Origin of the sequence: Hymenobacter qilianensis, from assembly GCF_014638675.1 — a bacterium.
GTDB classification, from domain to species: Bacteria; Bacteroidota; Bacteroidia; order Cytophagales; family Hymenobacteraceae; genus Hymenobacter; species Hymenobacter qilianensis.
The window spans coordinates 349,646-374,355 of sequence record NZ_BMFN01000001.1; the positions used below are offsets into that span (position 1 = coordinate 349,646).

Here is a 24,710-nt window from a genome sequence, read left to right on the forward strand (position 1 = left end):
AAAGGACGGCGCAGCGCCGTCCTTTTTTGTTGTTTTAAATAAGTGCTTAGTCATCTCCGCTATGTAGCGCGAAACGAAGCGGCGGTTACTTGGCGTAAGCCAGCTCGGGCTCAACGAAGCGCACCGTCCGGGATTTTAGCATTTCAACAACTTGTTCGTCGCTCTTGTATCGGTCGCCGACGTTTACGAAGTGTTTGGCCATCAGGTCGTAGCGCTTGGTCATGAGCCAGGCAAAGAGGTGCAGCCAATGAATTCCTTCAAACACGATAGCATCATTCTGCACGTATTTGGGCAGCGTTTTCAGGAAATGGTTGGGGTGCTCCGTCCAGTGCAGGGCGGGGCGCACGTGGTGGCTGGTGTGGTAGCCGTCGTTCCAGCACTTATGGTTGTACTTGGTATTCAGGCACGTTACGCTGTTGTGGTAGGCGTTGGCCGGATCAATGGGGTTCACGAAGGCATGCTGCGTCCAGTTGCCGAGCATCATTACCACCCGTGAAATGATGAAGGGCAGGATAAACACCGCGAACGTAGCCGGGAAGTTCACGAAGCTCAGCCCAATGCACCAAGCGAAAAACGCCACCTCGCCCCGAACCGACTTGAAGTAGAACTTCTTTTTCTTTTTGCGGTCGAAGTAAGACAGCAAACGGAAGATTCCAACGGTGACAAAGTCGCCCAGATACTGCAAAAAGCCCCCCAGCGAGTCGCGCTGGTAGCTCATAGTGGAGCTGGTGTCCTCGGGCATGTTGTTCTCGGCGTGGTGCATACCCATGTGGTGGGTATAATACGTTTCCGGCGTTTGCCCAAATAACGGCCCGATAACCCACGGAATGCACATATTTAGCCAGTCGTGCTCTTTTTTGAACAGCGGCCGATGGCAAACGCAGTGCAGCATCAACCCGAAAGGGCCTTTGAAGGTGACGTTGTTCAGAAAATGGTACAGCACTGCCGCCGACCACCAGATCCAGTTAGGCAGACCTGGGATGTAGAGCAGAATTGCCAGCGGAATAAGGGTGAGCGTAATATTGAAAAGCAGCCGCGCAAACGGCAAGTCACGCTCATCCTGGCAAACCTTCAACAGCTGCATTTCCAGCCACGAGTAGGCAGCAGGCTTTTGATAAACCGGGTCGGTGAGGACGGCGGGGAGTGATTTCATAGTTGTTAATAGGTGTCAGGCATCCGGTTCAAATACGAAATTTCATTCCGCGGGAGCAAGTTAGCTATGCCAACACGCATAACGGCGGGTTAGTTAGAATCTATACGCGCAGCGGCAGCCACTGGGCGAGTTGGGGGGCATTTTTATGTCACTGATTATCAACCAGACGGCTCTTTTAACTTCCAACTCCGGCCGGGCTTGGGTATCTTTACTAATTACTCCTCTGCTTAAAATACTTGCCATGCCTACGTTTTCCCACCTTCATTGCCACACCCAATACTCCCTGCTCGACGGGCAGGCCAGCATTGCGAAGCTCATGAAAAAGGCCCAGGAAGATGGCATGCCCGCCGTAGCCCTCACCGACCACGGCAACATGTTCGGCGCCTTCAACTTCGTAGCCGAGGCCAATAAGTACAACGTGAAGCCCATCGTGGGCTGCGAGTTTTACCTGGTCGAAGACCGCCACAAGAAAACCTTCAGCAAGGAGAAGGGTGAAAAGGACAAGCGTTATCATCAGTTGCTGCTGGCCAAGGACCAGGCCGGCTACCATAACCTGAGCAAGCTGTGCTCGATGAGCTTCATTGAGGGTGTGTACTCCAAGTTTCCGCGCATCGACCGCGAGCTGCTGGAGCAGTACCACGAAGGCCTGATTGCGACCAGCTGCTGCATCGGGGCCGAGATTCCTCAAACTATCCTGTTTAAATCGGAAGAGGAAGCCGAGGAGAAGCTGAAGTGGTGGCTGGATCTGTTCGGCGATGATTATTACATCGAAATTCAGCGGCACGGGCTCATGAACTTCGACGGCACGGGCAAAAGTCAGGAAGACGTGAATCAGGTGCTGCTCGGCTTCGCCCAGAAGCACGGCGTTAAGGTTATCTGCACCAACGACTCGCACTACGTGGACCAAACCGACTATGCGGCCCACGACCTGCTGCTGTGCGTGAACACCGGCGAGGAGCATAGCAACCCAGTAGGTGATGTTCAAACGCAGTATTACACGCTAATGACCGGCAAGGGCGAGGTGAAGTACGACCTGCTCGACAACCTGCGCCGCGACTACAGCCGCGACGAGCGTGCCCAGAAGCAGCTGCGCCGCATTGATGAGGAGTTGCAGAAACCCAAGCCCCACACCCGCTTCGGCTTCGCCAACGACCAGTTCTTCTTCAAGACCCAGGCGCAGATGAACGAGCTATTCAAGGACGTGCCGGAGAGCGTGGACAACACCAACGAGATTGTTGACAAAATAACGCCCCCCAAGCTCCAGCGCGACATTCTGCTGCCCAATTTTCCTATTCCCGCGCCCTTCGCCAACGCCGACGAATTTCTGCGCGAGCTAACGTACGTGGGGGCCTTTGGGCCGGGTGCCGGCAATGGCACCGTGACCATGACCAAGCCGCCGCGCTACGCCGAGCGCACGCCCGAAATCGAGGAGCGGCTTGATTATGAGTTGCGCATCATCCAGACCATGGGCTTTGCGGGCTACTTTCTGATTACGCAGGACTTTATCAACCATGGCCGCAGCATGGGCGTGGCGGTGGGGCCGGGCCGGGGCTCGGCGGCGGGCTCGGCGGTGGCCTATTGCGTGGGTATCACCAACATTGACCCCATCAAGTACTCCCTGCTGTTCGAGCGTTTCCTGAACCCGGAGCGCGTGTCCATGCCCGATATCGACATTGACTTCGATGACGTGAATCGGCAGAAAGTTATTGACTATGTGGTAAATAAGTACGGCAAGACGCAGGTGGCCCAGATTATCACCTTCGGTACCATGGCTGCCAAGTCTAGTATCAAAGACGTGGCGCGGGCCATGGAGCTGGCCTTGCCCCAGACCAACGACCTCACCAAAATGGTCCCCGACCAGGTAGGCACCACCCTGACCAAGGCCTTCGCCGAAAACCAGGAGCTGGACATGATTCGGCGCGACGAGAGCCCCGATAACCTGCGCGGTCAGATTCTGCGCCTGGCTACCCAGCTCGAAGGCTCGGTGCGCAACACGGGCATTCACGCCGCCGGCATCATCATCGCGCCCGACGACATTACGAAGTACATTCCGGTCGCGACTTCCAAGGAATCGGAGCTGCTCATCACCCAGTTCGACGGCAAGGTGATTGAGTCGGCGGGTATGCTGAAGATGGACTTTTTGGGCCTTAAAACCCTGACCATCATTGTGGATGCCCTGCGGCTGATTGAGAAAAACCACGGCATCAAAATCGACATCGACGACATTCCGCTCGACGACGAGAAAACCTACGCCCTCTACCAGCGCGGCGACACCATCGGCACCTTCCAGTTTGAATCGGAAGGTATGCGTCAGTACCTCAAGGACTTGAAACCGACGAACATTGAGGACCTGATTGCCATGAACGCCTTGTACCGGCCCGGCCCGATGCAGTTCATCCCGAACTTCATCAACCGCAAGCACGGTCGCGAGGAAGTAGTATATCCACACGAGCTGCTGCGCCCCATCCTGGAGTACAGCCAGGGCATCATGGTGTACCAAGAGCAGATCATGCAGACGGCCCAGATTCTGGCCGGCTACTCCCTCGGCGGCGCCGACCTTTTGCGCCGCGCCATGGGTAAGAAGGACATGAAAAAGATGGCCCTGGAGCGCGACAAGTTCATCGAAGGTGCTAAAAACCTTCACGGCATTGTGGCGAAGAAGGCCAATGAGGTGTTCGACGTGATGGAGAAGTTTGCCGAGTACGGTTTCAACCGCTCCCACTCCGCCGCCTACTCCGTGGTGGCATATCAGACTGGTTATCTGAAGGCTAACTACCCGGCTGAGTACATGGCCGCCGTGCTCACCAACAACATGGGCGATATCAAGAAGGTGACTTTCTTTATTGAGGAAGCCCGCAAGCAGGGCGTGGCCGTGCTCGGCCCCGACGTGAACGAAAGTCTGCTGAAATTCAACGTAAACCAGGAAGGAGCCATTCGCTTCGGCATGGGCGCAGTGAAAGGTGCCGGTGAACTGGCCGTGGAAAGCATCGTGCAGGAGCGGGAAAAAGGCGGGATCTACTCCGATGTGTTCGACTTCGCCAAGCGCGTAAACCTGCGCACCGTGAACAAGAAAACTTTCGAAAGTCTGGCCCAGGCCGGCGCATTCGACGACTTTGGCAAGCACCGCCGTTTGTACCTCGACGCCCCGTCCGGCGACCAGCCCCTTATCGAGAAGGCTATGAAGCTGGGGCAGCAGCACGCCGCCGCCAAGGAAAGCAGCCAGCACAGCCTGTTCGGCGCGTCAGCGTTTGGGGCGGTAGCCGCGCCGCTGCCCAAGATTCACGAAATGGAGCCTTGGAGCAAAACTGAGCAGCTACGCCGCGAAAAGGATGTGGTGGGTTTCTACCTTTCCGGCCACCCGCTGGACAGCTATAAGCTGGAGCTGGAAGCCTACTGCACCTGCGGCCTCGACGTGATTGACAACCACAAAAACAAAGAAATTGCCGTGGCTGGTCTCATCAACAACGTCTTGTTTAAGACCACGAAAATGGGCCAGCCTTTCTGCACGTTCACTCTGGAAGATTACGAGACGAGCATCAGCCCCGCGCTTTTCCGCGACGATTACACCAAATTTGCCCCCCTCATCAATCCCCGCAACTACCCCAACGAGCAGGTGCCGCCCATGTACGTTCGCCTCAAGCAGGAACTGCGCCGCCACACCCAGGATCAGTGGGATCTACGCATTATCTCGATGCACCCCCTGGCCGACATTGCCGAGAAGATGAGCAAAGGCGTGCGCGTCCGCCTGGATCTGCGCACCGTAACGGGTCCCATGATTGACCGGATAGAAGAAGCCATTGCCGCCGCGCCCGGCAAAAAGCGACTCGAAATTCAGTTTGCCGAGCCGCACGAGCATCTGGCAGTCGATATGTTCTCGCGCCGCTTCCAGATTGAGCCCAAAGCGTTTATCGACAAGATGCGCGAAATGGAAATGGACGCCTGCCAGTTGATATAACAGGCTAGGCTGAAGAGCAGCTTGGTACTAAAGGTGAGGAGGAACCGTGAAAAGTGCATCTTATTTTCACAGTTCCTCCTCTTTCATTTTAGATAGCTTATGAAACATATGATTTACCAGAAATTTATTTCTATTTCCTTATCAACTGCACTATCTCTGAGTCTGGCTTGCTGCCAGCCCAGCCGTCGGATAACGGTTCCTACTGAATATCATTCCGTGTCGACAGTATCAAGTCCAAGTGTGATTATGCCATCCCATGCCAATAGTCTGCGCCCTGTTGCGGCCCGGCCAAGCGTATCAGATCAGCCTGCTACATTTTCCTCTCGACCTATTTCCATACCACCCAAGCTACAGCCAGCGGTAAAGCGTTTTATTGCCAAGCCTTTTAAACCTGCTATCACTCGTGCCAGTCTGGCGACAAAACCAGTTCCTGTTAGGGTCATTAGTCAAGCACCCCATACGCTGGGGAGAGGATTAAGCATCACTGCTACGATTCTCGTTACCATAGTTCTGCTACTGGGAGCTGCTGCTTTTATCTATCTAGGCATACTTGTTCTTCATCTGGGTGCCATATTTAGTATTGTCGCTTTTCTATTTGCTTTAGCCGCCTTGCTCGGCGCGGGACGAGCGATTCGTAGACTAATAGTGCTTAATTGAAATGAATGCCTTTCGCATGAAAGGTTCTTGCTTCACTTTTCAACCGTTGGATTTTAGCAACAAATGACGACGGCGCGGTAGTAAGCAGGAGTCATTTGCTTGACTGATGCGCTATTGCTTACTGCATTCTCTACTATATCTACCAATCTGAACTTTCCGGCGTGCGGCTTGTTGAACTGCAATCTGCTACCTTGCGGCCCGTTTGCTCGTAAGCACTCAGATAACTACACCATTCAACCCCTACTATCATGGGACACAAAGCAATTGAGATCACCGATTCCAATTTTGAAGAAATAATCAACTCCGATAAGCCCGTGCTCGTGGATTTCTGGGCCGAGTGGTGCGGTCCGTGCCGCATGGTGGGTCCCGTAGTGGAGGAGTTGGCCGGCGAATACGAAGGCCGCGTCATTATCGGCAAAGTAGACGTTGACTCTAATCCGCAAACTTCCGCCAAGTTTGGCATCCGCAGCATCCCGACGCTGCTCGTGTTCAAAAACGGCCAGATTGTAGACAAGCAAGTAGGTGCCGTGCCGAAGCACGTATTGGCCCAGAAGCTGGATGCGCAGGTAACTGTGGCTTAAAGCTCTACCTTTAATAAAATAGAAAAAGCCCCCCAGACTGAGTCTGGGGGGCTTTTTTGCGTTTGGTATCAGCAGAGGGCTCAAAAGCCAGCGTCAGGATTGGTGGCGCGTGCTTCGATGGGTGGGCCTTGGGGCGGCAGCGTGTTGCCAAAAAGCGAGAAGCCGGGCGTGAAGTTGATGGCCAACGTGAACGTCATGGCCGTGGGCAGGTTGTACTCGCGGCCAGGCCGAAAAGCAGGCAGACCAGTTACGACGCGTCGGGCTTCGTTGTCGAGTTCGGGTGAGAGGCCGCGCACCACGCGCACATCACCCACCCGGCCATCTTCGCCTACGGTGTAACTCACGAATACCTGCCCTGTCAGATTGCGGCGTCGGGCTTCTTTGGGGTACTCCGTGGCCTGAGCGATGTGGCGGAGCAGCGCCGCTTCGCCGCCCGGAAACTCCGGCGGCTGCCGCTTTTGCGAAGCACCAGCCAAGGCATTTCCATCCGGCAAATAATACGTCAGGCTGAGCGTGCGGCCCGTGTACAGACGCTCAATGGCACTGAGTTGGCCGTTGTCGTGATAATAGCGCCATTCACCGTGGGGCTCGCCTTTCTGGTAGCTGCCTTCCGAGCGCTTTTGCCCGTTGCGATGTACGCTCAGCCACGGCCCTACCCGCTGCCCCAGCTCGTACTCGCCCCGGCTGCGCACACGCCCGTCTTCGTACCAGGCTACAAATAACCCCTGCGCCTTATTATCGCGAAAATGAACCTCGCTGGATTTGGCGCCCGTGGGGTAAAGCCACGTAAATACGCCATTGCGAACGGGCGGCTCGATGGCTGTGAGCGTGCCGCGCAGCAATAGCGTACCAACCAGTGAATATTCCCGTACGCCAAATTCTGTGTCGCTAAGCAAGTCTACCACTCGGTAATGCGTGGCGCTGTCGGGCACCGTTTCCTCATCGCGGGCATTCAGGTAGACCGCGGGTAGTGTTTGGGCCCGCGCATGTACGGGCAGACTTACCCAAGCGGCCAGAAACATAGCAACTGAAAGAGTTTTCATACCCACGAATCGCGGCGAAGTGATAAACGAATCTTTTGCCCAAACCATCGTTGCCTTCTTGCGCAAGGATCAATCCAATTCAAACTCAAGCGTAGAGCCTGCAAGCGGCCCGCACAGCGGGATGATTACAGCAGCTGAATGGAACGGTTCAAATTCTCTTCCAGGGAGATAAGGGTTTCGGTGCGCTCAATGCCCTCGATGAGCTGAACCTGGTCGTGAAGCACATCGCGCAGGTGCTGCGTATCGCGGCACACGATGCGAGCGAAGAAACCGTAGTTGCCGGTAGTGTAGTGAATACTGATGACCTCGGGGATCTTGCTGAGCAGCTTGGCTACGCTATCCGACACGGAGCTTTTGGTCAGATAAATCCCTAAGAAGGCGCTCACGCCATAGCCTAGTTTCTGATAATCAACGCGAAGCGTAGAGCCCAGCACAATACCTAGCTCCTCCATGCGGGCCATGCGCACGTGCACTGTGCCGCCAGACACATGCACTTTGCGGGCTATTTCGGTGTAGGGCATTTTCGCGTCAGCGATGAGTAGAGCGAGAATCTTGCGGTCTACATCGTCAAGTTCGTAATCACGAGCCATTTTTGCGGTCTTTCATTTATTAGATTGCAACAAAACTACTCATTTATTAAAAATACTGTAAATTTTATTGATAAAGCTTACCATATTTTTACTTTTCGGAAGCTTCTACTACATTTGTCATAATCAAACACGAAAGGTGGTTGAGCATCTTGTAGGATGATGGAATTGGTAGACATGCCCTCCTCTCTCGGGGGTAGAGATTCGGGAAAAACTGGTCCGGCGGCCGGCTAACTACTCTGTGAAGGTTCGAGCCCTTCTTCTACAGCTGATTGGGGATTTTATAGTGGGAAGGGAAGTACCGGGACGTATCTGGGTGGGTACGTTCTTAATTGAGAGGCTGCATCTGGGTGGGTGCAGCCTTTTTTATTTCCCTTTCAGCCAACTTCCTTCGGCTTAAGCTTCAGCAAAAAAGCCCCCCAGAATGCGTCTGGAGGGCTTTTTTGCTGAAGCTATTTGCTTTTTTAGCGGGCGGCCATGGGTTGGGTTTGACGCCGGTATTGGGCGAGGCCCGCGTCCAGAAACTTCAGGAAATCGGCTACATCAGGCTCATAGGCGACCGGTGCTACTAAGGGCTGGTTGCCGGCCTCCGCATTGAGCAACACATAATACGGCTGGGCATTGACGCCATACTCTACTATCTGAAAGTCGGCGTTCTGCTTACCCAGCGTATTTTTCTTTTTGCTGTCGCGTCGGGAGATATACCACTCATTTTTAGGGAGTTCCTTTTTATCATCCACGTACAGCGCCACTACCACAAAGTCTTCGCGGAGGCGCTTGAGCACCTGCGGATCGCTCCAGACAGTGGCTTCCATTTTGCGGCAATTGACGCAGGCGTGACCCGTGAAGTCAATGAAGATGGGCTTCTTCTGGGCAATAGCGCAGCGCTTGGCCTGCTCCAGATCGAAGAATCCGGTCAGACCGTGAGGCAATTCCAGAAAGTCGGCGTAGAGGGGCGTTTCACAAAGCTTGTTGGCGGCGGTAGTAGCCAGTGGAGCGCCAGAATTGCCCCCCGAGGCGGCCAGCGTGAAGTCGCGGTTGGACTGCGGCGGCAAGTAGCCGGCCAGCAGCGGCAAGGGAGCGCCAAATAAGCCGGGCACCAGATAGGTCATAAAGCTGAACGCCAGAATAGCCAGCAGCAGGCGCGGTACGCTCAGGTGCGTGATTTCGCTGTCGTGGGAGAGTTTGAACTTGCCCAGCAGATACAAGCCCAGCAAAGCGGAAAGCACAATCCAGAGCACGAGGTACACGTCGCGGTTGAGCAGGCCCCAGTGATACGCCAAGTCGGCCATGCTCAAGAACTTGAGCGCCAGCATAAGCTCCACAAAGCCTAGCACGACTTTCACCGTATTAAGCCAGCCTCCGGAACGCGGCAGACTCTTCAGCCAGGAAGGAAATATGGCAAACAAGGTAAACGGCAGCGCAAAGGCCAGCGAGAATCCAAACATGCCGACTACCGGCATAATGGTTTCGCCGCGTGCCGCCAAACCAAGCACCGTGGCCACAATGGGCCCCGTGCACGAAAACGACACCAGCACCAGTGTGAATGCCATAAAAAATACGCCCAGCCAGCCGCCTTTATCAGCCTGAGCATCGGCTTTATTCACGAGTGCGTTGGGCAGCGTAATCTCGAACAGCCCTAAAAAGGACAAGCCAAAAATCACGAAGACTGCAAAGAATATAAGGTTCGGCAGCCAATGGGTCGCCATGAAGTTGGGGCCATCTTCACCCAGCAAACGCGCCACGATAACACCGATAATGGTGTAAATCAGGATGATAGACAAGCCGTAGACTAACGCTTTCAGGATGCCCCGCGCCCGGCTGTCGGTGCCGCCGGTGAAGAACGAAACCGTCATGGGCACCATCGGAAATACGCAGGGCGTGATAAGCGCGGCCAAGCCCGAGAAGAAGGCCAAAACGCCAAATCCCCACATACTGCCGGTGCCCGAAGCATCGGTGGCCGGGGCAGCGGCACCTACCGACGCAGTAGTGACGGAAGCCGCTGGTGCTACTACGGCGGCCTGGGCGGCCGTAGCTGGCGGCGTAGGCGACAAGTCGGCGGCCGGCTCTTCTGCCTCAGCAGGTGCGGCGGCTGGAATTGAGGGGTTTTTGCCCCCCGCATTCAGTCCGGCGGAGGCAGATGAGGTGCTGGCCGGAGGAGCCACGGCGCCCGTACCGGCGGGAGCACCAGCTACTTCAATGGGGCCAAAAGTGAGCGTTTCATCGCCCGGAATGCAGCGGCCATCTACGTCGGTGCAGGTTTGGTATTCTACGTCGGCTTTGATGGTCAATGGGCCGGGCTGCAACAGCTTGATGCGCTGGCGGATCTGGCCGGTCTTTTCAAAGTAGGTGATGTCGCCGCCGAATACGTCGTCATATTTCTTCTTGGAGTTTACCGACTTTGGTTTGCCAACTACCGTGTAAGCCGCGCTTTTGGGGAAGGTGAACGCAAAAACCGTGGGGCCGAGGTCGGGGTCGAAATCGGTGGCGTAGAGGTGCCAGGTGTCGCTCATCTTGGCATTCACGATCAGCTCTATCTCGTCGCCTACTTTCGCGGTCGGCTGGCTGACGGCCGTAGAAAGCTTGGTAGGTGTGAGCACCTGGGCTATCGAACTCGCGCCAGCGAGCAGAAGGAGGAGCAGGGAAAGCAGAATTCGGTGAGGCAGCATAAGATGATAATCAGTTCGAAGGCAAACAAAGTTCGGTAGGAAGTGTCACACTTTCGCCGACGGGGGTTGCGCCCCCATTTACGCCATCTGATTTTGCCCCCCAGCCACTAATATGATCGGAGCCCAAACTGCTTGGACAGAATCTCGTACTTTTGTAGTTATATAGGAGACTTGGCCGCGTGAGCCGAAGTTTCCGACACTATGGCCTTAAATATTCTTCTTACCATTTTGCTGGTGTTAGCGAATGGTTTTTTCGTAGCAGCCGAATTCGCTATTGTCAAAGTACGCGCCTCGCAAATAGATATCCGGGCGCAAGAGGGCAACCGCTTTGCGAAGGTAACGCAGGGCATTCTGGCTCATCTGGATGCTTACTTATCCGCTACTCAGCTCGGCATTACCCTAGCTTCGCTGGGCTTAGGCTGGATTGGTGAAGGCGTTGTTTCGCAGATCATTATCGCCTTTATGGAGCTCGTTGGCTTCCAGGCTGACCCTGAATTAGCGCACCGCATTGCGCTGCCAACATCGTTTGCGGTTATTACCGTGCTGCACATCGTTTTTGGTGAGCTGGCTCCCAAGTCGCTCGCTATTCAGCGGCCCGAGACGGTGAGCTTGTTTGTGGCGCTGCCCATGCAGTTTTTCTATTTCGTATTCCGGCCTTTTATCTGGGTACTGAATGGACTGTCGAATTTCTTCCTGAAGCTCATTGGCGTTACGCCCATTCACGGCTCAGAGGTGCATACGGCCGAAGAGCTTCGCATGCTGCTCGACCAGAGCAAGCAGAGCGGTGAAATTCAGGATTCGGAGCACGAGCTGATCGAAAATGTCTTTCAGTTCAATGATCGGATGGTGAAGCAGATTATGGTGCCTCGCACCAAGATTGCCGCCATCGACATAAATGCCCCCCAGGACGAGGTACTTGAAACGGTGTACAGCGAGGGCTATTCGCGCATTCCGGTGTACGAAGGCTCCATCGACAACATCGTGGGGATTCTCTACGTGAAGGATCTGCTTCAGCTGATTCGGCGAAACGAATCGGTGGAGCTGGCCAAGATTATGCGGCCGGCTTACTTCGTACCGGAAACCAAGAAAATCAACCGCCTGCTGCGTCAATTCCAGCGCAAGCACATGCATATTGCCATCGTTTCTGATGAGTTTGGCGGCGTGTCGGGTATCGTTACCATCGAGGATATTATCGAGGAACTGGTCGGCGAAATTCAGGACGAGTACGATAACGAAGTGCCTGTGGTAGAGAAAGTATCGGCCGATGAGTACCGGGTGAATACGTCTACGGCCATTTCGGATGCCAACGAATACCTCCCCTACCCGCTGCCCGAAGGCGACGACTACGAAACCGTTGGCGGCTTGCTGAACATGATTTATGGCAACATCCCGGAAGTAAACGACGTGGCCGTGGTCGATAACTACGAGTTCCGGGTACTCAAGCGCTCCCGCCGCGCCGTGGAGCTGGTGCAGCTCCGCGTTATCACCACCGCCGAGCGTGAGGCCGAAGCCGATGAAGCACTTAACCTCTAAAGCTAATAACCAAATAAAAAAGGCCTTTCCATGGCGGAAAGGCCTTTTTTATTTAATTGAAATAAGCTTAGCTATCAAATTTCTGAGCATATTCACCATCTTTTGGCTTCAAGCTTCCAGTCAGTATACGAACAAAATCAATTATTGCCCAGATGCCAAATCCGCCGAACGTTAAAAGCTTTAGAATTCCTAGACCGGTATATCCCAAATAGAATCGGTCAACACCTAATCCACCCAAGAAAAATGAAAGAAGTGCAGCTGTTGTCTGACTTTTTCCCTCTGCAGCAACGGCTTTCTTAATCTCGGTTGATGTGCCTTTGACAGCTTGTTGCTCAACTTTGTTTTGCGCCTCAACTTTTACTGTATTATGTGCAACCTCCGTCTTAGTAGTGGCTGAAGTAGTTGCCGCAACTAGAGCTTTGGCAGCAGTTTTAGTAGAGTTAGATACTTGCCCTGGTGTAACTGCATCTGAAGAAGCCGTAATATCTGCCTCAACTACGCTATTCACCTCAGAAGTAGCTGCTTTCTCAGCAAGTTGAGTGCTGCTATGATAAGGCGAAGCACTTGGTTTAAAAGCGTAATTTGATTGACTGCATGATGACAAAGAGGCACTCGTCACTAAAGCTAATGTGATGTAGTAATAAACTTTCTTCATGTGTGAAATAAAATGAGAATGAGAAAAATGAGAGGCTAAAAGTAATTATTTAGCCATATAAACCGAAAAATTATTATATATATTTAGTTAAATATTATAATAATTTGAGTAATAGGTAGTTAAAACCAACTGGCATATAGCACGTAGTTATCCGCCGTACGGGCAAGCATGGCGCGCTGCTCCTCAGTTACGAGCTTGATTTTTCGAGCCGGAATTCCAGCGTACAGATAGCCGGGCTCGCACTGCGTATTCTCCAGCACCACCGCGCCAGCCGCCACAATGCAGCCCGCGCCCACCACCGCATTATCCATCACAATGGCCCCCATGCCAATCAGCACATCGTCTGCCACGGTGCAGCCGTGCACAATGGCTCGATGCCCGATGCTCACCCGCGCCCCAATAGTAGTTGCCGCCTTCTGGTAGGTGCAATGAACGACGGCCCCATCCTGAATATTCGTTTTGTCACCAATACGGATGCTGTTCACGTCGCCGCGCAGCACGGCATTAAACCACACCGTGCAATCCTTTCCCAGCACCACGTCGCCCACGATGGTGGCATTATCGGCTACAAAACAGTTGGGGCCCAGCTGGGGGGCAATTTCGTTAACGGGCAGAATGAGAGCAGGCATATGCAGGATGAGATGCTGAAAGGATTGACAAAGAAAGCCTAATATTAAGACCCGATTCGGCTGCTGTTCCGCTATTCATGATGCCATCTGCCAACGCTCCGGCTCTGCCATCACTTTTCACCGAACGCCAGGACTTTTGGCGGCCCTGGTGGTGGCTTACGCTGGCCATTCCGCTCGCCATAAGCCTGCTATTCTTTTTTATGGTTGATCGGATGCCGGCCCCAACGGGCTTGAAATGGCTGGTACTGATAGTGCCTTCTATCCTCACCATGGGTGTATTCGCGCTTTTGCGGCTCGAAACTCACATTGACAAAGAAGGTATTTCCTATCGTTTCTATCCGCTGAACTGGCGTCGCTTGGCCTGGGCGGAAGTAAAAAGTGCTCAGGTACGCAAATATTCGCCCTTGCGCGAATACGGCGGCTGGGGCATCCGAGGACTCTCTACTTCCAACTACGCCTACAACGTGGCAGGCTCCTACGGCTTGCAGCTGAAGCTGCACAATGGCGACCGGGTATTGTTGGGCACCCAACAGCCCGAAGCCTTGCGCCAGCTTATCGCGCAGCTACGACCTGAGCAGGTGCATTAGCGCGCCAGCATGCGCTTCCAGGTGCCTTTTGCCAGGTTGTATCGGAGCGTGCTGGGCAGGGCTTGCCAGAAATACTTACTGGTCTCAACCGCGAAGCTGGGCTGCATATAGCAGTTAATAGTGCAGCCTTCACACGCGGGCAAGCGGCCTTCCAGCGCGGCCAGCTGCTGCACCTCTCCCGATTGATACAGTTCGTACAGCTGACCGTTAATCGGAAATTTCTTCTCCCCCAGGTGGTAGCAAGGCAGCACCAGCTCATTGCTGGGCGAAATAACCAGCGTAGTGCTGGCCGCCCGACACACGGGCTTAGCTACGTGGTTGCCGCCGTCTTTGCGCAGCTGAATGAACGCTTCGTTGAGGTAAACGCCTTTGCGCCGCCCAAAAGCCGACAAATAATCCAGCTCATCGGTGGTCAGTTGTTCGCCCGTGGCCACACTGTTGTACTCAAAGGCCGGATTGATAATAAGCACCAAGCCGTTGGGCTGAGTAATGTCGCGGTACACGGCCTCCAGCTGAGCCAGGTTTTCGCGAAATACGGTAAAGAGAATATCCGGGCGTTCCCCTAGTTCTTTGGCAACTCGGATGCTTTCCAGCACAAAATCATAGCAGGCGACGCCACGTCCCTTATCATGCACTTCCTTCTCCGACGAATCAAGGGAGAAATGCAGCATATCCACTTTGCCCCGCAACCGCTCCGCGTATTTCGGATAAAGCAGGCAATTGGTAGTGAGGGTGGTGATAAAGCCCATGTCGTGAGCGAGGCCCACAAACTCATGAATCTGACGGTGCAGCAGCGGCTCCCCACCCGTGAAGTCCACCACATTTACGCCTAAGCGCTGCAAATCGCGCAGGTTTTGGGCCACATCATCTAGCTGAATATAGGGCGATGGTTTTTCCCAAATGTCGCAGAACGAGCAGCGCGCATTGCACCGGTAAGTGACATAGTAATTACACAGTACCGGATGACGAACAAGGCGCATAACGGCAAAGGTAGCTCATTTAGCCCGCTACAATTTACTCCTGTTGATGTCTATTCATCAATGCGGCAGTTTGCCCCAAGCTTCTTCCCAGTGCTTGGGCGTGGCGGCCATCGCCTCTGGTGTGGCGGGGCCGTAATGCTCCTGGTAGTAGTTACAAAAGCCCTTCAGGGGGCATTTTGGACAATCTGGTTTCAGGAACAGACAGATCTTTTGGCCATGCCAGTAATTGTGCTTGTGAAAGTTGAGCAACACTAGCGCATCGGCTGGCAATTGGGCCAATAATAGTTGGTGCGCTTTGTCGGCGGAGGCTTTGGGCGGAATCATGCCTACGCGCTGGGCAATGCGGTGCACGTGCGTATCGACGGGCAGCACGGGCTTATGAAAGTTGAAAAGCAGCACCAAAGAAGCGGTTTTCAGGCCAATACCGGGCATATCCATCAGCCAGGCCAAGCCCTTCTCCGTGGGCCAATCTGCCAGAAAGTCCAGCGTAATCTCGCCGTGCTCGGCTTTAATGCGGCGCAATATTTCCTGAATACGCGGGGCCTGGGTATCGGGCCAGCGCGTAGTCCGAACGGCGTGGGCCAACTCAGCCGTTGGCGCGGCCATCACGCCTTCCCAATCTTTGAACGCCTCCAGCATCCGGTCGTAGGCCAGCTCTTCGTCGTGGTGGGTAGTCCGATGCGATAACAGCGTGGATATGAGCTCGCGCATGGGCGAGCGGCGCGGGGCTTCCAACGTCAGCGGCGGAAAAAAATCATTCAGAATCGCATGATTCTCACGCGTTTTCTCAGCGGCTGGCGAGTCGTAGGTAGTTGGCATAGCCGGTTGTACCGGCTGGGCTTACCCGAGGTTGCGCACCCGATTCACTAACGATTCAAAAGCGCACAAAAAAGCCCCCCAGAAATATTCTGGGGGGCTTTTTTTAAGATATAAACCAAGCTTAGATAGTGCCGCGCTCAGCAGCCTTTTTCAGCTTTTCGTTGGCATAAATGGCTACCTCTACGCGGCGGTTAGCCGTGCGGCCAGCCTCAGTCGAGTTGTCAGCGATGGGCTGACGCGAACCGTAACCCTGGGTCTGGAAGCGCGAAGCGTCTACACCTTGGCTCTGGGCATAGTTAGCAACTGCCTGGGCCCGGCGCTGCGACAAAGGATCGTTGATGGCGTCGTTGCCGCTGGTGTCGGTGTGGCCTTCGATCAGTACGTTGGTGTCGCCGTACTTTTTCAGCGTAGCAGCCAACTCAGCGATGTTGCTCTGAGCAGTAGAAGTCAGGTTAGACGAGTTCTTAGCGAACAGGATACCGGAATCAAAGGTAATTTTGATGCCTTCGCCTACGCGCTCAACTTTGGCACCAGCCATTTCGCGCTTCAGCTCAGCAGCTTGCTTGTCCATGCGGCGGCCAATGAGGGCACCACCAGCACCACCTACAGCAGCACCGATAATAGCACCACCAGCGGTGCTGTTTTTGCCACCAAGCACGCGGCCTAATACGCCACCAGCTACGGCACCAGCACCAGCACCAATAAGACCGCCCTTAGCGGTCTTGCTCATTGGCTTCTTGGTGGTCGTGTCCTGGGCTTGGGCGAAATTACCACCTAGCAGCAACAGGGCTAGTATAAAGGCGATGTACGAACGGGAAGTTTTCATGATGTAATGTGAGGGGGTTTGTTTTGGTATTCGTTGGTGAAAGGCTGGTTTAAGGGTTTGGAATAAATTGCCTTCCATGACTGCACGAAAGGCAACCACCTTGCCAAACTCCTGCTCCTATCCTATTCACCCACAAAAAAATACCCTTACGCACTCGTAAAGGGCTTTTTATGAAGCAAATATAGTTGAGTTAATTTTCCGGAAGTTAAAAAGGCTGCCCTTGCGAAGGGCAGCCTTTTGCTGCGAGAACTTTCTAAGTGTTTGGGCTATTTTTTTTCTTGGTGTACTCGCGGTGCCGGGCCGGGTCTTTTTTCTTGTCCCGCCTTTTGCCAATCAGGGCGCCACTTACGGCGCCAGCGCCGGCACCAATAACGGCGCCTTTACCACGGTCGCCTTTACCAGCAATAATGGCACCTGCCGCCGCGCCAGTACCAGCCCCAATTGCAGCGCCCTTGCCTTTACGGCTCCAGCCTTTCTTTTCAGTCTTGGTATCGCTCTGAGCCAGGGCAGTGTTACTTCCCAAAAACAACATGGCCGCAGCCACAGCGAAATACAAACGAATGTTTTTCATGATTTTTCTCGTTAGGTGGCACGATTAAACCGGTGGTAACCAGATCTGTAAACGATAAGTATAGTCCTTAAGTTTACTCTGGGTAATCTTAGATGGAGCTACACGTAATTTATTATTTACGACACAAAAAAGGCCGTCCATGTGGACGGCCTTTTTTGTGTCGTTTAGTCGAAGCGCACTGATTACAGGCGGCCTTCCTCAGCGGCCTTCTTCATTTTCTCGTTGGCGTAGATAGCAATTTCTACCCGACGGTTAGCTTGCTTGCCGGCCTCAGTGGTATTGTCAGCAATAGGCTGCGAAGAACCGTATCCCTTGGTCTGAACGCGTGAAGCATCTACACCTTTAGAAGTAGTATAGTTGGCAACAGCCTGAGCGCGACGCTCCGAAAGGGGCTGATTGATAGCATCTGAACCACTGGCATCGGTGTGGCCTTCCACCAGAATATTGGTGTCGGGGTACTTCTGCAGCGTTTCAGCCATTTTGTCGATTTCAGTCATCGAAGCCGGACGCAGCGTAGCAGCATTGGTATCGAAGAGAATACCAGAGTCGAAAGTAATCTTAATGCCTTCGCCTACGCGCTCCACTTTGGCGTTCTGCATATCACGCTGCAATTCCTCAGCTTGCTTGTCCATACGACGGCCGATAAGTGCACCGCCCGTACCGCCTACTGCCGCGCCAATGATGGCGCCTGCTGCCGTACCCGACTTACCACCAATCACACGACCAAGTACAGCACCCGTTACGGCACCAGCGCCAGCACCAATAGCACCACCCTTCACCGTACGGCTAGTGCCGGTTTTGCGTGGGCCTGTGCCATTACCCGACGTATCAGGGCCAGTAGCCGTGCCCTGCTGCGACGTAGCGCAGGAGCCTAGAAACAGGGTAAAGGCCAGGAAGAGAGAAAGAATTGAGTTGGAGGATTTCATGAGAGAATGTACTTAGTGAAACAGAAATTAAACGTGGAATGAACGATTTCAGTGCTGCTTACTGCATTTCGACCGAAAAAGTTCGTTGAAGATATTGTTAGACCTATCAAAAACCTTGCTGAAACCAAGAGCGCACTTCTAGCAGCTAAAAAAGCCCCCCAGACTGCGCTAGTACGTATCTGGGGGGCTTTTTCATGGCTAGTCCGTTGAGCTTCAGGCAGTGCCAGCCGTGCGTAGGCTACGCTGCAAGGGCAGTGCCTCCACTAATACTTCGGGCGCGGGGCGCAGCATCGTCAGCAGGTCGGTAAGCTGGGCCTTGAGATTCTTACGGTCCACGATGAAGTCGAGGAAGCCGTGCTCCAGCACAAACTCAGCACTTTGGAAGTCCTTAGGCAAGTCTTTACCGATAGTTTCCTTGATAACCCGGGGGCCGGCAAAGCCAATCAGTGCGCCGGGCTCCGAAATGTTGAAGTCGCCGAGCATGGCGTAGGAGGCCGTAACGCCACCCGTGGTAGGATCGGTGAGCAGGGAAATGTACGGTATGCCTGCCTCGGAAAGCATGGCAAGCTTGGCGGAGGTTTTGGCCATCTGCATCAGGGAATAGCCCGCTTCCATCATGCGCGCACCGCCCGATTTTGAAATCATCAGGAAAGGCACACGGTGCTGGCGGGCGTAATCGATGGAGCGGGCAATCTTCTCGCCTACCACCGAGCCCATCGAGCCGCCGATAAACTTAAAATCCATGCAGGCTACCACCAGATCAAGACCATTAATCTGGCCGTGCGCCGTGCGTACGGCATCGCGCAGCCCGGTTTGCTGCTGAGTGGCTACAATGCGCTGCGGATAGCCTTTGGTATCTACGAAGTGCAGCGGGTCGGCGGAGGACAGTTCGGCATCCAGCTCCGTAAACTGATTGCCGTCGAACAATACCTCAAAATACTCGGCCGAATCGATGCGGGCGTGGTGGTTACACTTGGGGCAGGTGTATTGCAGGCGCTTGTGCTCCACCATCGGCGACACGGTTTTGCACTCCTGGCACTTGTACCACAAGCCGTCCGGTGTCTCCTTCTTATGCTCCGTCGGGGTGACGATGCCTTTCTCTACGCGCTTAAACCAAGACATATTTTTTGAATCAATTAGTAATTAATAATTAGTAATGAGCAATTTACGCCCTTTAAAAAGCGGTAAGAAATTACGAGCAGCTAAGAATAATTGCTCCTTATTAATTACTCATCACTAATTAAAATCAAGCAATTGTCACCTTGCTGTCCAGATACACATTCTGGATGGCGTTGAGCAATTGTACGCCTTCGGCGAACGGCCTTTGGAATGCCTTACGGCCCGAGATAAGTCCTTGGCCACCAGCGCGCTTATTTACAATAGCCGTTTTAACAGCCTGCTCCAGGTCGCCGGCGCCGAGGCTTTCCCCGCCGGAGTTGATCAGACCAATACGTCCCATGTAGCAGTTGGCCACCTGGTAGCGAGTCAGATCAATCGGGTTATCCGACGACAGGCTCTCGTACATGGCCTTGTGGGTTTTGCCAAACTTCAGGTCGCGGAAGCCGCCGTTGTTTTCGGGCAGCTTCTGCTTGATGATATCAGCTTGAATGGTGACGCCCAAATGGTTGGCCTGCGCAGTCAGGTCAGTAGCCACGTGGTAATCTTGGTCAGCGGTTTTGAAGGCATTGTTGCGAGTATAGCACCAGAGCACCGTAGCCATACCCAACTCATGCGCCCGCTCAAACGCTTGGCTCACTTCAATAATCTGCCGGTTCGACTCTTCTGAGCCGAAATAAATCGTAGCTCCCACGGCCGTAGCTCCCAGGTTCCAGGCTTCCTCCACCGACCCGAACATAATCTGATCGAACTTATTGGGGTACGTTAGGAGCTCGTTGTGGTTGATTTTAACCAGAAAAGGAATTTTGTGAGCATACTTGCGAGCTACCGTTCCAAAGGTACCAAAAGTAGTAGCCACCGCATTGCACCCTCCTTCCACAGCCAGTTTGATGATGTTTTCGGGGTCGAAATACATGGGGTTCGGGCCAAAAGAGGCGCCGGCCGTGTGCTCAATTCCCTGATCGACGGGCAAAATAGACATGTAGCCCGTTCCGCTCAACCGCCCATGATTATAGAGTTGACCCAGCGAGCGAAGCACCTGCGGCGTCCGATTGGATGGCACAAAGCAACGGTCCAGAAAATCGGGGCCGGGCTGGTGCAGCAAGGCTTTATCAATCGTCTTGCACTCGTGCTGAAGCAGCGCCTGCGTGTCGGCGCTGTGGTCAGAATAAGAGTCCATGCGTGGTTTCTTAGGGGAGACGGGAGCGGAAAACTACGGGGGGCAAATATAGGTCGAAAATCTCATCGCAAAGACGAATGGTTGGAAGTTGGGGTCAGGCATGGTTACCTTGCCGCGAGGGGTGCACACCGTTGAATTTGCCCCCCAGCCCTTTGCTAATCACCGTTCTATTGTGAAAAAAACTTCTACGCTCTTTCTCGGGACGCTCTGCCTGACGGCCGCCACGCTGCTGCCCGGCTGCGTTGCCTCCAAAAAATACGATGACCTGCGTGCCCGCCAAACGGCCACCGAGCAAGCCAAGGCCGACCTGGAGCGCCAGCAGCGCCAGGCCGTGGCCGAATTGAAAAAAGCCAGCGACGAGCTTGCCCAGCTTCGCCTCGACAATAAGCGCCTGGTAGCCGACTCGACCCAGACCGGCAACGTGCTGCGCAAAACCCAAAGCCTGTACGGCGAGCTGAACAGCAGCTTCGAGAAGCTGCTCAAAAACACCGACCGCGCTCTGGCCGACAAATCGGCGGACTACAGCAAAGTAGCCCAGGACCTGGCCCGCCGCGAGGCTGAGCTGGGGAAAAGTCAGACGGAAATCGATAAGCTGACCGCCGACCTGAAAACCCGCGAAGCCCGCCTGGCCGAGTTGCAGCAAGCTCTGGCTGAGAAAGACAAGGCCGTAAACGACCTGCGCGCCAAGGTGAGCAAAGCCTTGCTGAGCTTCAACGACAGCGACCTGCAAGTGCAGCTCAAGGACGGCAAAGTGTACGTGTCGCTTTCTGAGCAGCTCCTGTTCAAGTCGGGCTCTACAAAAGTGGACCCCAAAGGCCAAGATGCTCTGAAGAAATTGGCAACCGTGCTCCAGGAGCAGCGCGACGTGAACGTGGTGGTGGAAGGCCACACCGACGATGTGCCCATCAGCCGGGGCACCGCCGGTATGCAGGACAACTGGGACCTGAGCGTGCTGCGCGCCACCGAAATTGCCCGCCTGCTAACCACCAATGGCGTAACGCCGGAGCGCGTGACAGCCTCGGGCCGCTCAAAGTACGTGCCCATTGATGTAGCCAAAACTCCCGTGGCCCGCCAAAAGAACCGCCGCACCGAGATTATTCTCACGCCTAAGCTGGACGAGCTTTTCCAGATTCTGGATTCCAATACCAGCGCGCCACAGCCAGCGAAGTAGCACAAATGCATAAAAAAGCCCCCCAGAACGTATCTGGGGGGCTTTTTTTATTCTCTCAACCTAAAGATCGTGTTTAGTTAGTGGGTAGCGTTACGTTGAGACGCACGAAGTAATAGCCACCGTTGAAGCCAAACTGGTTAGCATTATACACGAAGCGGTTGCGGTTGGTATTGTCGAGACTGGAGTTAAAGCTTGTGGCAGGATCCACTGAGAAGTTATTGGGATTGTTGCGCGGGTGAAGGCGAAATTTGTCGGGATACACGTCGAACAGGTTGTTGGCGCCCACCATAATGCTTAGCTGGGGCAGCACCTGGGCACTTAGCGTCAGGTCGGTGATCCACTTAGCATCAAACGTTTGATCGACGAGCTCCGCGCGGGCTGGGTCGGCATCCCGGAAGTCCACCTCCCCAAAGCGTACCAGGCGCGCCTCAATACCAAAAATGCCGTAGCCGTAGTTGGCGGCCAGATTTATCTTGCTCCGAGGCTGGGCCGACTCAATGCGGGTGCGCTGCTGCCGGTCGAAAAGCGTGTTTTGCAGGTTCGTGGTACCGGTAGTTGGGTCATTGTTGATAGTGCTGGACGAGCTGTTGAAGGCCCGGACCTCCGTTTCGGTGAAGTTAGCCGCAATCGTAAAGCCAAGGCGGCTGTTTTCGCCCAGTGTCAGGCGCTCGTTGGCTACAATGTCGATACCGCGAGTCCGCGTGTCAATGGCATTCGCGAAAAACTGCACTCGGCTTACGGGTTGCGTCCCCAAAATGGCATTTACTGTAGGATTGGCGCGCACAAACTGCGAGGACAGCACAATCCGGTCGTCGATATCAATTTGGTAACCATCTACGGTCAGCGTCAGCGTTCTGCCCACGCGAGCCGTTACCCCTAAGCTATAGTTCACCGATTTCTCCTGCTTCAGGGCCTCTACCCCAAATCCTTTTTGAATGGGATCGTCGAAGCTATTGCGCACAATGGGGTTATCGTTGTTTACGGTGAGCACCTGGTTGGGCACGCCGCTCACAAACTGCGTACTGGTATTGGTGAAATAGCGCTGCTGCAAGGAAGGCGCCCGGAAGCCATTACCGAACGAGCCGCGCAACGCCAATCCTTCCAGAAAGCTGTAGCGGGCAGCAATTTGGCCACTGACATTGGAGCCAAAGTCGCTGTAGTTTTCGGCGCGGCCAGCCAGCCGCACCAACAAGTCTTCCGTGATGTCGCTTTCCAGGTCAATGTAGCCCGCTACGTTATTGCGGTCCTTATCTACTTCATCTGAGGGCTGGTAGCCGGGAAATACCTGCGCTCCTGAGGCTGTAGGCGTAGTACCGATTAAGCGGCCTCCGTTGGTGTAAGAATTCAGCTCACCGGCCGAAATCTCAAAATTATCAACGCGAAACTCACCACCGAAGGCCACGTTCAGCGTAGCCAGGGAACCGAGGTTTGTGAACTTGCGCGAGAAGCCCAGGTTGGTGGTATTCTGACTGAAGTTCAGCGTACCCGCGTAGAATTCGGTCTGATTGCGAATACCCGGACCCTGGGGCAGCGAGGCATTGACGGTGTTCATGATATCAAAGCGCAGTTCGTTGCGGCCATAGGTATTGCTCAGATCGGCGGTGAAGCCAGCAATGTTCGCGCGCAGCCCCGTGATGGCCGACTGGTCGTTGATAGTCGTGTTAATGAAAGGCAGGAAACCGTCGGGGAAGATAGTCAGGTCGCTCTGGGTGGGCTGGTTGGGCAAGCGGTAGAAGCCAGCCGCCTTACCCGTACGGTGCGTGACGCCACCCGATACATACGCCTCCAAATTGCCCCCCAGCCTATACGCCGCATTCACGAAGCCTCCATAATTGCGCGCCTCTGAGTTGCCCACACGCATATTTTTACGGTTGAAGCCCCGTTCGGCCACGATGGCGTCATCCTGCTCCTTGAGGGCGCGGCGCTCTGCCTCCGTATCAGCGGCCGCACCGCCGGGATAATTGCCACTATTACCCCCCAGATACATCAGCGGAGCCGTATCCTCAAACGTACGGTTGGTGTAGCCTCTGTTCAGAAACTGCCCGCTGACATCCAGAAAGCCACGTCCTCCCAGCCCGATGCCCACGTTAGCGTCGGCCTGAAACACCGCACCATCGCCCTCATAGTGCTGGCCGCCGGTTGCGCTGGCTGTCACGCCGGTCGAATCGTCTTTCAGCTGAATATTGATAACACCGGCAATGGCGTCGGAGCCGTACTGGGCCGCCGCTCCCTCGCGTAGCACCTCAATGCGCTTGATGGAAGCCAGCGGAATCACGTTCAGGTCGGTACCCACCGAGCCGCGACCTACCGTGCCGTTAATATTTACCAGGGCCGACGTATGGCGGCGCTTACCGTTCACGAGCACCAATACCTGGTCGGGGCCGAGGCCGCGCAAGCTGGCCGGATCTACGTGGTCGGTTCCATCCGAAATAGCTTGCCGGGAAGATTGAAACGACGGTGCCGCATAGGTAAGCACCTGAGAAATCTCCGTCTGAGCAAACGCCTTGATTTCACGGGCCGAAATGACATCAACAGGGGCCGTAGTCAGGATATTGGAGCGCCCCTCTGAAGCCCGAGAACCCGTAATTACGACTTCATTGAGGTCAGTGGTGGCGTCCTGCATCCGCACATCAATGCTGGTGCGACCGTTTACGTTGATTTGCTGGGTAGCCGAGCCAATAGCTGAGAAAACGAGCACCGCGTCGGAAGGCACCTGAATGCGGTAGCTGCCGTCGTTGTCGGTGCTGGTACCATTGGTGGTGCCTTTTTGCAGCACGGTCACGCCCGGCTGGGCTGAACCGTTGCCACCCAGCACGCGGCCGGTCACAGCGATATTCTGGGCCCAAGCCGGCACTAATATTAGCACTAACACCAGAAAAAGTAGTAGTTGTTTCATACAAAAAAGAAGGGTTTGGAAAGAATGGAGCTGAATCGGCTAACAATCACGACAGTGGCGTATCCCACAGTCGGACAAGCGGCAAAAGTGCGCCTGCACTGCGTACTTGGTATCCAGAAAGAATTAAGTGTCAGCTTAGAGTAAAATCAGCAACAACAACACGTGTCGGCCACCAC

At 54.4% G+C, this 24,710-nt stretch carries 20 protein-coding genes; 6 read left to right on the forward strand and 14 right to left on the reverse strand.

Annotated elements, in window-relative coordinates; all coding sequences use genetic code 11:
* Positions 1-85 precede the first annotated feature (85 nt).
* Positions 86-1,153 (reverse strand): fatty acid desaturase family protein, encoded by a 1,068-nt coding sequence (locus IEW06_RS01405; RefSeq protein ID WP_187731103.1) that lies wholly within the window; start codon positions 1,151-1,153, stop codon positions 86-88.
* Between the two features lie 241 nt (positions 1,154-1,394).
* Between IEW06_RS01405 and dnaE the strand changes: the two genes are divergently transcribed.
* The 3 genes from dnaE (at position 1,395) to trxA (ending at position 6,346) form a co-directional block, all read left to right on the forward strand.
* Positions 1,395-5,108: a DNA polymerase III subunit alpha gene (gene dnaE, locus IEW06_RS01410; protein WP_187731102.1), complete on the forward strand. Its 3,714-nt coding sequence runs from the start codon at positions 1,395-1,397 to the stop codon at positions 5,106-5,108.
* Positions 5,109-5,216: 108 nt separating this feature from the next.
* Positions 5,217-5,765 carry a hypothetical protein gene (locus IEW06_RS01415; protein ID WP_188547274.1) on the forward strand — a complete coding sequence of 183 codons (549 nt, stop codon included), beginning with the start codon at positions 5,217-5,219 and terminating at the stop codon, positions 5,763-5,765.
* A 248-nt stretch (positions 5,766-6,013) separates the two neighbouring features.
* Positions 6,014-6,346: a thioredoxin gene (gene trxA, locus IEW06_RS01420; RefSeq protein WP_084446370.1), complete on the forward strand. Its 333-nt coding sequence runs from the start codon at positions 6,014-6,016 to the stop codon at positions 6,344-6,346.
* Between the two features lie 80 nt (positions 6,347-6,426).
* On the opposite strand, the gene IEW06_RS01425 is transcribed toward trxA, so the two are convergent.
* The 3 genes from IEW06_RS01425 to IEW06_RS01435 all read right to left on the reverse strand — a co-directional run bounded on the left by IEW06_RS01425 (position 6,427) and on the right by IEW06_RS01435 (position 10,645).
* Positions 6,427-7,389 carry an energy transducer TonB gene (locus IEW06_RS01425; RefSeq protein WP_187731101.1) on the reverse strand — a complete coding sequence of 321 codons (963 nt, stop codon included), beginning with the start codon at positions 7,387-7,389 and terminating at the stop codon, positions 6,427-6,429.
* A 125-nt stretch (positions 7,390-7,514) separates the two neighbouring features.
* Entirely contained in the window at positions 7,515-7,979 is a 465-nt protein-coding gene (locus tag IEW06_RS01430) for an Lrp/AsnC ligand binding domain-containing protein (protein WP_187731100.1), read from the reverse strand.
* A gap of 461 nt (positions 7,980-8,440) precedes the next feature.
* On the reverse strand, positions 8,441-10,645 hold the full coding sequence (locus IEW06_RS01435; protein ID WP_187731099.1) for a protein-disulfide reductase DsbD family protein: 2,205 nt from the start codon (positions 10,643-10,645) through the stop codon (positions 8,441-8,443).
* Positions 10,646-10,846: 201 nt separating this feature from the next.
* On the opposite strand from IEW06_RS01435, the gene IEW06_RS01440 reads away from it, so the two are divergent.
* Positions 10,847-12,178 (forward strand): hemolysin family protein, encoded by a 1,332-nt coding sequence (locus IEW06_RS01440; RefSeq protein ID WP_187731098.1) that lies wholly within the window; start codon positions 10,847-10,849, stop codon positions 12,176-12,178.
* A gap of 67 nt (positions 12,179-12,245) precedes the next feature.
* On the opposite strand, the gene IEW06_RS01445 is transcribed toward IEW06_RS01440, so the two are convergent.
* Positions 12,246-12,833, reverse strand: a complete 588-nt coding sequence (locus IEW06_RS01445; RefSeq protein WP_187731097.1) for a TM2 domain-containing protein — start codon at positions 12,831-12,833, stop codon at positions 12,246-12,248.
* Positions 12,834-12,952: 119 nt separating this feature from the next.
* Positions 12,953-13,462 carry a gamma carbonic anhydrase family protein gene (locus IEW06_RS01450; protein ID WP_187731096.1) on the reverse strand — a complete coding sequence of 170 codons (510 nt, stop codon included), beginning with the start codon at positions 13,460-13,462 and terminating at the stop codon, positions 12,953-12,955.
* A gap of 77 nt (positions 13,463-13,539) precedes the next feature.
* On the opposite strand from IEW06_RS01450, the gene IEW06_RS01455 reads away from it, so the two are divergent.
* A complete protein-coding gene (locus IEW06_RS01455) occupies positions 13,540-14,049 on the forward strand; it encodes a hypothetical protein (protein ID WP_187731095.1) in 510 nt (169 codons plus the stop codon).
* On the opposite strand, the gene IEW06_RS01460 is transcribed toward IEW06_RS01455, so the two are convergent.
* The 7 genes from IEW06_RS01460 to IEW06_RS01490 all read right to left on the reverse strand — a co-directional run bounded on the left by IEW06_RS01460 (position 14,046) and on the right by IEW06_RS01490 (position 20,467).
* Positions 14,046-15,029, reverse strand: coding sequence for a radical SAM protein (locus IEW06_RS01460; protein ID WP_187731094.1), 984 nt, complete (start codon positions 15,027-15,029; stop codon positions 14,046-14,048). The genes IEW06_RS01455 and IEW06_RS01460 overlap by 4 nt on opposite strands.
* A gap of 57 nt (positions 15,030-15,086) precedes the next feature.
* Positions 15,087-15,848: an endonuclease III domain-containing protein gene (locus IEW06_RS01465; protein WP_187731093.1), complete on the reverse strand. Its 762-nt coding sequence runs from the start codon at positions 15,846-15,848 to the stop codon at positions 15,087-15,089.
* Positions 15,849-15,969: 121 nt separating this feature from the next.
* The gene (locus IEW06_RS01470; protein ID WP_187731092.1) at positions 15,970-16,674 is read right to left on the reverse strand and encodes a YiaD family glycine zipper/OmpA-like lipoprotein; all 705 of its coding nucleotides are present in this window, start codon (positions 16,672-16,674) and stop codon (positions 15,970-15,972) included.
* A 253-nt stretch (positions 16,675-16,927) separates the two neighbouring features.
* A complete protein-coding gene (locus IEW06_RS01475; RefSeq protein ID WP_223284375.1) occupies positions 16,928-17,245 on the reverse strand; it encodes a YMGG-like glycine zipper-containing protein in 318 nt (105 codons plus the stop codon).
* 182 nt (positions 17,246-17,427) lie between these two features.
* Positions 17,428-18,171 carry a YiaD family glycine zipper/OmpA-like lipoprotein gene (locus IEW06_RS01480; RefSeq protein WP_187731091.1) on the reverse strand — a complete coding sequence of 248 codons (744 nt, stop codon included), beginning with the start codon at positions 18,169-18,171 and terminating at the stop codon, positions 17,428-17,430.
* Positions 18,172-18,384: 213 nt separating this feature from the next.
* A complete protein-coding gene (accD, locus tag IEW06_RS01485; RefSeq protein ID WP_187731090.1) occupies positions 18,385-19,293 on the reverse strand; it encodes an acetyl-CoA carboxylase, carboxyltransferase subunit beta in 909 nt (302 codons plus the stop codon).
* 124 nt (positions 19,294-19,417) lie between these two features.
* A complete protein-coding gene (locus tag IEW06_RS01490; protein ID WP_187731089.1) occupies positions 19,418-20,467 on the reverse strand; it encodes a class I fructose-bisphosphate aldolase in 1,050 nt (349 codons plus the stop codon).
* Positions 20,468-20,639: 172 nt separating this feature from the next.
* Here IEW06_RS01490 and IEW06_RS01495 point away from each other — a divergent pair, with 172 nt between their 5' ends.
* On the forward strand, positions 20,640-21,638 hold the full coding sequence (locus tag IEW06_RS01495; RefSeq protein ID WP_223284374.1) for an OmpA/MotB family protein: 999 nt from the start codon (positions 20,640-20,642) through the stop codon (positions 21,636-21,638).
* Between the two features lie 73 nt (positions 21,639-21,711).
* On the opposite strand, the gene IEW06_RS01500 is transcribed toward IEW06_RS01495, so the two are convergent.
* Positions 21,712-24,534: a TonB-dependent receptor gene (locus IEW06_RS01500; RefSeq protein WP_187731087.1), complete on the reverse strand. Its 2,823-nt coding sequence runs from the start codon at positions 24,532-24,534 to the stop codon at positions 21,712-21,714.
* Between the last annotated feature and the right edge of the window lie 176 nt (positions 24,535-24,710).